We start from the raw sequence: 12138 nt of genomic DNA on the forward strand, positions 1-12138 counted from the left end.
GAGGGAATTATATGAGGCGTGAACGTGGGCGAAGGGGTAAAAAACGTATTTGCAGTTTTTGCGTCGATAAAATGGAAAATGTTGATTATAAAGATGTACCGCGTTTAAAAAAATATATTACTGAAAGAGGTAAAATTTTACCTCGTCGTATATCAGGTAATTGTGCTCGCCACCAGCGCATGCTGACTTTGGCTATTAAAAGAGCCAGGAATATAGCAATTTTACCATTTACAGCAGAATAAATTGGAGTATATATGGGGGACATTGATGTTCCCCTTTATTTATTTTTAAGGACTGGAATGTTGATCAATAAATAACAGCAGTGTACCCGGCACTACTATGAAGGAAAAACTATATATGTGCAGAACTCTTATTAAATTGTGTGAAAGTGCTTAAAAAATTAATAGGGGTGGGTTTTTGCATTTGATTGAGAAGTATTCAGGTGCAATGGAAGTGATATTGGCGGCCACCGTTATGGCATTATTGGGATTACTGGGTTTGTTTATTGGACCGTTTTATTTTTTTGCAATGCTTTTTTTACCTTTGCCCCTGGTTTATCTTATATTAAAGAGAGATTTATTATATGGCCTATATTCAGTGATATTGACTGCTCTTATATTATTAATTGCTTTTAATAATTTTAAGTCGGCTGGTTTATTGATTTTGCAGTTTGTTCCTCTTGGTTTATTAATTGGCTTAATGTTTAAAAATAAGCTCACGGTGTATAAAAGTATGACGGTGCTCTTTTTTTTGGCACTGCTAATAGCTGCACTAAATTTGTTGTTCAGTTTTGTGCTCAGCGGTACGGGTATCTCACAGGTTACCGAGGAGTTTAGAGTCATTATGGAACAAATGGCTCAGTTTTATAATCAAAATGGTTTGCTGGATGAAGCGAATAGGCAGCAATATTTAGATTTTACAGAGCAAATTATATATCTTGTACAAACTTTATTACCAGGAAACGTGGCAGTATGGAATATTATAATGGCGATGCTCACGTATTTTATTGCTAAACATTGGATGCAAAAGTTGGGTCTCATAGTAGCCGATAATTTCCGTTTTACCAAGTTGCAAATACCTTGGTATTCTATATGGTTGATAATAATTGGATTGGTGTTTACTCTGCTTGGCGATGAATTATCCTGGCAACTTATGGATGTAACTGGAAAAAACATTTTGTATATTGCAGCCTTTATTTTTTTTGTATTAGGTTTAGCAGTTATATTATATTATGTTCAGTTATGGAGAATTTCTAAAGTAGTGAAGTTTTTTCTTATGGTTTGCTTATTGCTCTACTTGCCATTTACAGCAGCAATAGCAATAACCATTGGTATGATTGATTCTGTAGTTGATTTGCGGCGTCAGCAAATTGAAGATGATGGAATTAAAGGAGACTGATTATGCAAGTTATTTTGTTGGAAAATGTTAAAAAACTTGGTATAAAAGGGCAAGTGGTAAAAGTTGCCGAAGGTTATGCCCGTAATTATCTTATACCCAAAGGCCTGGCAGTAGAAGCATCAAAGGGAAAATTAAAAGACTTGGAAAAACAAAGTCAGGTACAAGAAGCAAACAGGAAAAAATTAGAAGATGAAGCCAGGAAACTTGGTCAGCAATTGGAAAACCTGAAATTGGTCATGCAAACCAAAGTGGGTGATGCTGGTAAATTGTTTGGGGCTATTAATAATAAGGATATTGCAGAATTTTTGTATAATAACTATGGCTTTTCAGTGGATAAGAAAAAAATCATATTAAAAGATCCCATTAAAGCGTTGGGTGAATACACTATTATCATAAAACTTCACCCAGCGGTTCAGGCCCAAATTAATGTGGAAGTAGTTCCGGAGGCTTAACACTGACAGTAAGGAGACTTGACAGCAATGAAAAGCATTCTTGAAAAAATTAAAGGTAAAAATGATTTGAGCGCCAAGTTCAGAGAACAGGAACAATTGCGGCGGCAAGTTAATTCATTATTTAATTTGCTTACCGATTTGTACGGCTCGGATAAAATTGTTTTGCGGGCTGGAAAATTAAATGTTTTGCAAATGATGCGTTCTGATATATTGCCTGAACAGGTGCTTGCCTTACAGAAAATTGTCTTTGAAGATCCTACTATTGAAATTGTACCGGAATTTGAAGATATACCTGGTATACTGGATGAAATTGAAAATGAAATTGCCGATATAATTGCTCGTCGCACTTTGGAAGATGAGTTAGAAAAAAAAATCAACGAACGTTTACAGCAACGGCACGAAGAATACGTTAGTGAGATAAAAATGCAAATAATTAAGGAAAATGCCGGTCCCGAGAATGCCCAGACATTGAAAAAGTTTGCTGTTTTAGAAAAACTTGAACAGAAGCATTTGGTTAGATCTGTGCTAGATGTGTTGAGGCCTTCTGGTTTTGATGAAGTTATAGGCCAGGAGCGCCCGGTCAGAGCGTTGCTTTCCAAACTGACATCACCATTCCCTCAACATATATTACTTTATGGACCACCAGGGGTAGGTAAAACAACTGCGGCAAGATTGGCTCTTGCAGCAGCCCGGGGCTTAAAGCATAGTCCCTTTGAGCAAGATGCATCTTTTGTAGAAGTAAATGGGACAACATTGCGCTGGGATCCGCGGGAGGTAACTAATCCTTTGCTGGGTTCTGTACATGACCCTATTTACCAAGGGGCAAGACGTGATTTGGCAGACAGTGGTGTACCTGAACCCAAACCCGGTTTGGTAACGGACGCTCATGGTGGTGTATTGTTCATTGATGAAATAGGCGAGTTAGATATTATTCTACAAAACAAGTTATTAAAGGTGTTGGAGGATAAACGTGTATTTTTTGAATCTTCCTATTACGACCCTTCTGATAGTAATATTCCGAAATATATAAAGAAACTATTTGAAGAAGGTGCTCCGGCAGATTTTATATTAATAGGCGCGACTACTCGAGGGCCGGAGGAAATAAATCCTGCTTTACGTAGTCGTTGCGCTGAAATATTTTTTGAACCTCTAACTCCTTCTGATATTTATAAAATTGTACAGCAGGCTGCTCAAAAGTTAAATGTAACTATAGATGACCATGTAGCTGATATTATAGCAGAATACACTATTGAAGGCCGCAAGGCGACGAATATTTTGGCGGATGCTTATGCACTGGCATCTAACAGGTCGTTAGAAGATCAAAACTTAGTAATTAAAGCAAGTGATGTTTACGAAGTGATTCAGGTAAGTCGTCTAACACCTTATGTTATAAGGCGGGCTTCCGAAAAAAAAGAGGTAGGCAGGATTTTCGGACTTGGTGTGGCCGGGTTTGTTGGTTCGGCTCTGGAAATTGAAGCGGTAGCTTTTCCAGCTCGGCGCCAGGAAGGAGGATTAATTCGTTTTAATGAAACAGCGGGCAGTATGGCCAGGGATTCTGTATTTAATGCAGCCTCAGTACTACGCAAGTTAACTGGTCGTGATATATATGATTATGACGTACATGTTAACGTTGTTGGCGGTGGGCGTATTGATGGACCTTCAGCCGGCGTAGCTATATCGCTAGCTATTTATAGCGCTTTGGAAAACTTACCGGTTCCTCAAAATATTGCCGTTACTGGTGAACTATCCATTCAGGGCATGATCAGGGCGGTTGGCGGTGTGCCGGAAAAAATATATGGTGCTAAGCAGTGTGGTATTGATACCGTATTTATACCTTTGGAAAATGAGAAAGATATTCCTTTGGATGCTAAGGGGATTAAAGTTAAAACGGTACAGACATTTGAAGAATTAATTAATCATGTATTTCCTTTAGCTAACTAAACAAGTAATTGACCTTTGACGATTAGGTGATGATGGCTATGTGGGAAAAAGTGCCCCCCCATAATATAGATGCCGAGCAAGCTGTGTTGGGCGCACTTTTTTTGGATAACAACGCGATTGCAATAGTAACACGTTTTTTACATCCGGAAGATTTTTATGTGGAAGCCCACCGAGTTATTTATCAAACTATCCTTGATTTAGAGGAAAATGGTCAGGCTGCTGATCTGGTGACAGTGACTGACCAATTGCGCCGTCGAGGTGATTTAGAAAAGGTGGGCGGAGCCACCTATGTGGCAACGCTAAGTAATATTTCCCCAACTGCTGCTAATGCTGAACATTACGCCCGCATTGTAGAGGAAAAAGCTCTTTTGCGCAATTTAATTAACTTAGCAACCAGAATTGCTGGCATGGGATATGAGGGCAGTGAGGATGCCGAAAGGTTAATGGAAGAGGCCGAAAAAATGCTGGTAGAGCTAGGCTCACGGCGTACTTCGGTATTGTTTATTGAAATCAAGGATATACTAATGGAAACCTTTAAACACCTGGAACACCTAGCTAAACATAAGGATGAAATACATGGGGTGCCCACAGGTTTTATTGATTTAGATCGTCTTTGCCAGGGATTGCAGCCGGGGGATCTTGTGATTGTGGCTGGACGTCCTTCTATGGGTAAAACCAGTTTTGGGATGGGTATAGCTTATAACGCAGCGGAACGAATTAACAAACCAGTGGCTGTATTTAGTTTGGAAATGTCCAAGGAGCAACTGGTGCAAAGAATGCTTTGTGCTGAAGCCATGGTTGACCAGCATAAAATACGCACAGGTTCAATTGGTGATGAGGACTGGGATAAGTTAACCCAAAAAGCTCGGGAAATTGCTAAACTTCCTATTTTTATTGATGATTCTGGTATACTTACCGCTCGTCAACTCAGGTCAAAAGCTCGTCGTTTACACATGGAAAAGGGCTTGGGTTTGATAGTTATCGATTATTTACAGTTAATGCAAGGTAGTGGTCGTACAGAGAATAGACAACAAGAAATTGCCAACATATCCCGTTCATTAAAGGCTTTAGCTAAAGAGCTTAGCGTGCCTATTCTGGCATTAGCTCAGTTAAGCCGTTCTGTAGAACAGCGACAGGATAAAAAACCAATAATGTCTGATTTACGAGAAAGTGGCAGCCTTGAGCAGGACGCTGACGTAGTAATGTTTATCTACCGGGATGAATACTATAACCCTGACACTGAAAAAATAGGCATTGCAGATATAATTGTGGCTAAGCAAAGGAACGGCCCCACCGGAGTGGTAGAACTTGCTTTTTTAAAAGAATATACCAAGTTTATGACAATGACCCGGCGCAATGAATGGGAATAATAAGAATATTGGTTAATTTATCTTGACATAAAAAATATGATTTGATAATATTCTATTGTTGTGCGCTAGTATACCGTTAATAATACTCGTAATAAAGCATGTAATTGACTAACTCAAACACAGCACTTGTTTGGGTTATTTTTATGTAGATGTGTACAAAATATTTAAAGGAAAAACGGGGGGTTGACCAGTGACACAACACTATGACGTGATTATTGTTGGTGCAGGTCCAGCTGGCATTTTTGCTGCTTTGGAGATATCTGCAAAAAAAAGTGATTTACGGGTATTAATCTTAGAAAAAGGTCGCGATATCAACCAGCGAAATTGCCTCTCCCGGGAGAAAGGCGGAAGTTGCTTTAATTGCAATCCTTGTTCGACCGTTTGCGGTTGGGGAGGTGCTGGTGCTTTCAGTGATGGTAAGCTAACCCTTTCATCGGAGATTGGTGGCAGCCTAGATCAATACCTGGGCGAAGAAAAACTTAACGAAATGATTAAGGAAGTTGATCAGACATATCTGCAATTTGGTGCTCCTAAACATGTCTATGGAGTGGAACATCAAGATGAGATACATGAATTTCAGCGTCAGGCTATAATTGCTAACTTAAAACTAGTACCTGTAGCGATTCGACATCTAGGCACAGGACGTTGTCAGGAAATCTTGAAGAATATGTATGAATACCTAATAAATAAAAATATTGAAGTTCGAACTCAAGTAGCTGTTGAGCAAATCATTACTGAAAAATCCTTTGTAAAGGGTATTCGCACTGCTGATGGTGAAGAATTCACTAGTGACTATGTGATATTAGCACCGGGGCGGGAAGGTTCTGAATGGCTAGCTCAGGAAGCCAATCGTTTGGAACTGCAAACTGGAAATAATCCGGTTGATATCGGGGTGCGTGTGGAAGTACCGGCTGCTATCATGGAGCAATTAACCAGGGTTTTTTATGAATCCAAACTGATTTATTATTCCCAGACGTTTGACGACCGGGTGCGTACATTTTGCATGAATCCAAATGGTCAAGTCGTAATAGAGAACAACGATGGTTTGTTAACTGTAAACGGACATAGTCATGCTTTTAACAAAACGGATAACACAAACTTTGCTGTCCTAGTCAGCAAGACGTTCACTGAGCCATTTAGGGAACCTATTACCTATGGTAAGTATATAGCTAGCCTGGCTAACATGTTGGGCGGTGGTGTAATTGTACAGCGGTTAGGCGATTTACTGGATGGACGGAGATCTAATGTGGATCGTATTAAAAAATGTCTTGTGCTACCTACCCTTAAAGAGGCCACTCCGGGGGATCTAAGCCTGGTATTTCCTTACCGGCACTTGGTGGCCATTGTGGAGATGCTCAAAGCACTGGATATTATTGCTCCTGGGGTATATTCCCGCCATACATTATTATACGGCGTGGAGGTTAAGTTTTACTCATCCAGGTTAGCTCTAAGTAATAGTCTTGAAACACGGATTAAAAACTTATTTGCGGCAGGTGATGGTGCTGGTGTCACAAGGGGTTTGGCTCAGGCTTCGGTGGCGGGCATGGTAGCTGCCAGGGAAATTCTTAGCAGATTATAAGGGGGATACCTGATGTCTACGGTGGTGTTAATTGGAGCGCAATGGGGAGATGAAGGCAAAGGTAAAATTACTGACTTTTTGGCTGAGCAGGCCGAAATGGTCGTACGTTACCAAGGTGGTAATAATGCTGGACATACTGTAGTTGCCGATGGCCAAACATATAAATTGCACCTTATTCCTTCGGGAATTTTATATGCAAATAAACACTGTCTTATTGGCAACGGGGTAGTAATTGATCCCGGTGTATTGATAGAGGAATTAGATACTTTAGAAAAACAAGGGATTAGTACTTCAAATTTGCGTATTAGCCCCCGGGCACATGTAATTTTCCCTTACCATAGGAGCATTGATATTGCCGAAGAGGAAAGCAAAGGTAGCCGTAAAATCGGTACTACCAGCAGGGGTATTGGTCCAGCTTATGCCGATAAGGCCTCCCGGGTGGGTATTCGTATTGTAGAGCTTATTGACCAGGATGAGTTGGCTGAAAATTTACAAAATACTTTAGTAGCTAAAAACAAAGTACTATCCCGTCTTTACGGGGTAGAGGATATGTTTGATTATTATGCAATGATGGAAGAGTATAGAGAATATGCCGACCGTTTAAAACAATACGTAGCGGATGTTTCTGTGCTGGTAAATGAGGCTATCGACCGCGGTGACAAAGTGTTATTTGAAGGTGCCCAGGGTACTCTATTGGATCTTGACCACGGAACTTATCCCTATGTTACCTCCAGCCATCCAGTTGCTGCTGCAGCTTGTCTGGGTGCTGGTCTTGGGCCTACCAAGATAAATACCGTGATAGGAGTAGCTAAGGCTTATATTACCCGGGTGGGTGAAGGTCCATTTCCCACAGAACTGCATAATGAACTAGGTGATATCATCCGGGACCGGGGCTTTGAGTTTGGTACCACCACCGGTCGTCCACGACGCTGTGGGTGGTATGATGCGATAATAGCCCGCTATGCAACTAGGATTAATGGACTGACTTACCTTGCCATTACTAAACTGGACGTTTTGTCTGGTCTCGAAAAGATAAAAATATGCACAGCTTACCGCTATAAAGGTGAGATTATTAAAGAGTTTCCGGCTAGCTTAAAATTTCTGGCTCAGTGCGAACCAGTGTATCAAGAGTTTTCTGGTTGGCAGGAGGATATTTCAGGGGTAACTAATTTTAATGAACTACCTCAGGCGGCCAAAGATTATCTTAAATGCATTGAGGAATTATCTGGTGTTCCAGTGGCTATTGTAAGTGTCGGTCCTGAAAGGGCACAAACATTGGTATTAAAAGAAATATTCTAGCTTAATAATTTAAAATGCAAATACATTTAGTTACTTGAAGCGGTAGTTATTCTGGTATACTCCTATATAGTATGACATGTAATAATTTCGTGAGAAGGGAAATATCTAACCCACAGGTAAAAAAATAAATAATGATTGTGATAATAAAAATTATTGACACCTTAGTTAATATGCTGTAATATATACAACTGTAAGACAAAAAGTGAGCCATTAGCTCAGTCGGTAGAGCACCTGACTTTTAATCAGGGTGTCCCGCGTTCGAGTCGCGGATGGCTCACCACAAAACACGGCCCCATGGTCAAGAGGCCTAAGACACCGCCCTTTCACGGCGGTAACCCGGGTTCGAATCCCGGTGGGGTCACCACTAGTAAGCCACCTTCCTAGTAATAGGTAGGTGGCTTTTTTTTTAAGTAAGCAATGGAATCTATTGCAGTTCAAGTAAGACCGTTTTATCTACTCAAACTACACTATCCTTTAAACTTAAACCTGCACAACTTGTTATCCTCACTTCTACAATATCCAACATAAATAAAACGCCTACGACACACAGCCATCAATATTTGCATATATTAGTACATGGTTTTAGCCTTTAATGGTGAAGTCCTACTTCGCTGGTAGCTTGAACCTAAATTAAGACATACCAAATTTTTGTATAATCTTAGCATTTAGAAATTATTTATTTGGGGGTGGTATCGTAGTACCTGTTTTAATGAGCAACTTTATGATGCAGATATAAATTATGTAAATTAATTAACCAGTTATCGGTGGTGACATTATTGCTGTTACCGGCACTGTTAGCTACGCTTTGCGGGCATTTTTTTACGGAATGTACTTTGCAAAAAACAAGAGAAGGAGTTTTTGGGGGCTTATTCTCCATGCCTTTTTTTGGGCTTTAGCCCTGTGCCAGGTCTTTGTCTGCTTGGTTTGTTTGCTCCATGGAAAGCATCATTTCTTTTTGTTACTCACGCCGTAATAGATTTTGTAAAAATGAGCCAAACCCATGACAATCTGAAGTTATTTCATGTTGCAAATATCATTGACCAACTACTTCATTTCCTAACGGTTGTTATCGTCTTCATAGCATAAAATATTATGTATTTTATGGAAAAGACTATTAATTGATTACTACTAGCCTAAACGAAAAAACTGATATGGCAGCACATTCTTCCTCTAGCTACAATAATATACTTTAAAGCACCTTATAACCTATGAAAAGAGAGTGACGAAACTTGTCTATAAGAAAAAAACGAGTACTAATAGTTGGTGCGGGCTTAGCTGGTGGTATTGTAGCAGAGGTGTTAAAGCAGAAAGAAGATAGCGATTTGGAACCAATTGCATTTGTAGATGATGACCCTGCTAAGCAAAATACAGTAATACATGATCTCCTTGTTTTAGGAAACAGGCAAAATATTATAAATATCGTTGAAAAGTTAAATATTGAACACATAATTATTGCTATGCCATCAGCACCTGGTGAAGAAATCAGCAAAATAGTAGACATTTGTCAAAAAACCAAAATTCAGATAAAAATCCTACCGGCTATTTATGATCTGATTACTGGAAAAATTAAAGTTAGCGATTTACGAGACGTTGAGATCGAAGATCTGTTGGGTCGTCCTGCAGCATTATTAAATATTAATGAGATAGCCGGTTATTTACGAAATCAGGTTATATTAATCACTGGCGCAGGTGGCTCTATTGGATCCGAAATATGCCGCCAGGTAGCTCTATTAAGGCCAAGATTGATTATACTTCTGGGTCATGGTGAAAATAGTATCTATGAAATTGAACAAGAATTAAAGACAAAATTTAGTAATATACCGATTATTTCGATAATTGCAGATATTCGTGATTACCATCGTATTAACGAGATTTTCACTATGTATCATCCAACAGTGGTTTTTCATGCTGCGGCACATAAACACGTATCTTTTATGGAAAAAAACAAGGCCGAAGCTATAAAAAACAACGTATTAGGAACAAAAATATTAGCTGAAGCAGCTAGTTTAAATAATACAAAGATCTTTATACTTATTTCCACTGATAAGGCTGTTAATCCAACTAGTATTATGGGGGCTACCAAAAAAATAGCCGAAATGATACTTCAGGGTATGAATGAAACTAGTCCTACAAAATTTACTGCTGTAAGATTTGGCAATGTACTTGGGAGTAGAGGCAGTGTGATACCGCTGTTTAAAAAACAAATTGCCCTGGGAGGTCCGGTTACAGTAACCCATCCGGATATGAAACGTTATTTTATGACTATATCCGAAGCTGTACAACTGGTGATTCAGGCTGGAGCTTTAGCGCAGGGAGGAGAAATTTTTGTCTTGGATATGGGTAAGCCTATATATATCGTGGAGTTGGCTAAAAAGTTAATTAGTTTATCAGGATTTGAGCCGGATAAGGATATCGCCATAAATTATACTGGTATTCGCCCGGGAGAAAAATATGTTGAAGCTCTTTATTCTGATCAAGAACAGGTCCTACCAACAAAACATGAGCGCATTTTTAAGGTAACTCCGCAACAGGTGAATTTCACTGAACTAAATAACATTATAGAAATATTAGATAAAAACGAATTTACTTATTCTGAACAGGAGATAAGTAAATTCTTGATTAATTTTGCAGGCTTAAAGCAAGACCTGTAACTTTTTTGGGGCGAATAATATCTGTTAATCCTATGTGGTTTAGCCAGGCCGGTAATCGGTATAGATTTAAGTAAATAAAACAACTCGATAACCGGAGAAAGTAATTCATAAGAAAGTTAGTGCTAGAAGGTGGTCTCTTACGATGATTGAACGTTTAAATAATCGCGCTTATGAGTTGATCTTATATATTGTACTAGGCATGTTAGCCTGTCTTTTGGTGTTTGATAAAATGGTTATTTTTTCAGTAGTAGCGCTTATAGCATTAATAGTATTTATATTAGCTGATGGTTATCGTATTCCTCCTGAGGATCGTTCAATACTATTAAAATTGGCTCTAGGAGCTTTATTAATAAGAATTGCCTTTATTATTGTTACCCAGATAGCTGATAACCCATTTTTAAGAGCGGATGGTATTACTTATGCGCGTATAGGTAATGAAATAGCTCAAACTTGGAACGCCGGCGATAATTATATAATTGAAAAGCTTAACTATGGTTATTACTACTTTAACGCTTTTATATTCTATGCCACCGGCTATTATCCGGATGTTGTGCGTATAATTAACAGCATTATAGCTATTGGTGCAGCATTGAACCTTTATTTTATTTCCCTGAAATTAAGTGGTAATAAAGCAGCTAAACTCACCTTTGCGTTAACGGCTTTTTTCCCTTCTTTTATTGTATGGTCAGCTCTTAACTTGAAAGAAAGCCTTTGTGTTTTTTTAATCACCTATATTGCTAAAAAAATTATTGAACTTATAGAAAATTTTAGTTTTTATAAGTTAATTGCTATAGCATTAGCGCTGTTGCCCTTAATTACCTTGCGGTTTTATGTAGGCATATTAGTAGGTGTTGTTATTACTGTCGCTTATATTTTTACAGCGATAAATTTTAAATTGAATATAAGAATTGCCTATACCTTGCTAATACTTTTAGTAATGGGTTTTGCTTTGTCACAAATGGGTTATGGTTTTCTAGGGATAGACTATCTGATGAGTCAAAACCTTGACACTATTGCAGAACAACACAATGCAGGAGCGATAGGTGGTTCAGCCTATTCTCAGGAGGTTGATTTTAGTTCACCTTTGAAGGCTTTATTGTATCTACCACTGGGGTTGTTTTACTTTATCTTTGGTCCTTTACCCTGGCAGTCAATTGGGTTATTACAGATAATAAGTTTGCCGGAAATGTTTATGCTTTATATTTTGTATCTGTTTGCAGTGCCGGGCATTATTAATTTATGGCAGCAAAGGCGGGGTGAGTGCCTCTTCCTATTAATCCTTATAACTAGCTTCACTTTGATTTACGCTCTAGGTGGATCGAATATGGGTGGAATTTATCGAGTTCGTTTTCAGGTGTTATCTCTGCTGTTTATTTTTATTAGTCATGGTATTTGTGGTTATCGCCCTCAATTAACTCATACACCTGTGAAATTGGGAGGAGATTAAC

10 protein-coding genes and 2 tRNA genes are annotated in these 12138 nt (G+C 38.8%); all 12 read left to right on the plus strand.

Annotated elements, in window-relative coordinates:
- The first annotated feature begins 11 nt into the window (after positions 1-11).
- The 12 genes from rpsR to SPSYN_RS03315 all read left to right on the plus strand — a co-directional run bounded on the left by rpsR (position 12) and on the right by SPSYN_RS03315 (position 12137).
- Positions 12-242 carry a 30S ribosomal protein S18 gene (rpsR, locus tag SPSYN_RS03260; protein WP_161821078.1) on the plus strand — a complete coding sequence of 77 codons (231 nt, stop codon included), beginning with the start codon at positions 12-14 and terminating at the stop codon, positions 240-242.
- A gap of 181 nt (positions 243-423) precedes the next feature.
- The gene (locus tag SPSYN_RS03265) at positions 424-1398 is read left to right on the plus strand and encodes a DUF2232 domain-containing protein (protein ID WP_161821079.1); all 975 of its coding nucleotides are present in this window, start codon (positions 424-426) and stop codon (positions 1396-1398) included.
- A gap of 2 nt (positions 1399-1400) precedes the next feature.
- Positions 1401-1850 (plus strand): 50S ribosomal protein L9, encoded by a 450-nt coding sequence (gene rplI, locus SPSYN_RS03270; protein ID WP_161821080.1) that lies wholly within the window; start codon positions 1401-1403, stop codon positions 1848-1850.
- 27 nt (positions 1851-1877) lie between these two features.
- Positions 1878-3791: a Lon family ATP-dependent protease gene (lonC, locus tag SPSYN_RS03275; RefSeq protein ID WP_161821081.1), complete on the plus strand. Its 1914-nt coding sequence runs from the start codon at positions 1878-1880 to the stop codon at positions 3789-3791.
- A gap of 38 nt (positions 3792-3829) precedes the next feature.
- Entirely contained in the window at positions 3830-5161 is a 1332-nt protein-coding gene (gene dnaB / locus SPSYN_RS03280) for a replicative DNA helicase (protein ID WP_161821082.1), read from the plus strand.
- Positions 5162-5351: 190 nt separating this feature from the next.
- A complete protein-coding gene (locus SPSYN_RS03285) occupies positions 5352-6740 on the plus strand; it encodes an NAD(P)/FAD-dependent oxidoreductase (protein ID WP_161821083.1) in 1389 nt (462 codons plus the stop codon).
- 12 nt (positions 6741-6752) lie between these two features.
- Positions 6753-8039: an adenylosuccinate synthase gene (locus SPSYN_RS03290; RefSeq protein WP_161821084.1), complete on the plus strand. Its 1287-nt coding sequence runs from the start codon at positions 6753-6755 to the stop codon at positions 8037-8039.
- 204 nt (positions 8040-8243) lie between these two features.
- Positions 8244-8319: transfer RNA gene (locus SPSYN_RS03295), tRNA-Lys, on the plus strand.
- An 8-nt stretch (positions 8320-8327) separates the two neighbouring features.
- Positions 8328-8403, plus strand: a tRNA-Glu gene (locus tag SPSYN_RS03300).
- Between the two features lie 536 nt (positions 8404-8939).
- A complete protein-coding gene (locus SPSYN_RS16410; protein WP_423828277.1) occupies positions 8940-9125 on the plus strand; it encodes a DUF3307 domain-containing protein in 186 nt (61 codons plus the stop codon).
- Between the two features lie 143 nt (positions 9126-9268).
- Positions 9269-10690, plus strand: coding sequence for a polysaccharide biosynthesis protein (locus tag SPSYN_RS03310; RefSeq protein WP_161821086.1), 1422 nt, complete (start codon positions 9269-9271; stop codon positions 10688-10690).
- A 142-nt stretch (positions 10691-10832) separates the two neighbouring features.
- Positions 10833-12137, plus strand: coding sequence for a hypothetical protein (locus tag SPSYN_RS03315; protein ID WP_161821087.1), 1305 nt, complete (start codon positions 10833-10835; stop codon positions 12135-12137).
- Position 12138 lies beyond the last annotated feature (1 nt).

The organism is Sporotomaculum syntrophicum (assembly GCF_009932395.1).
In the GTDB taxonomy this organism is placed as follows: domain Bacteria; phylum Bacillota; class Desulfotomaculia; order Desulfotomaculales; family Desulfallaceae; genus Sporotomaculum; species Sporotomaculum syntrophicum.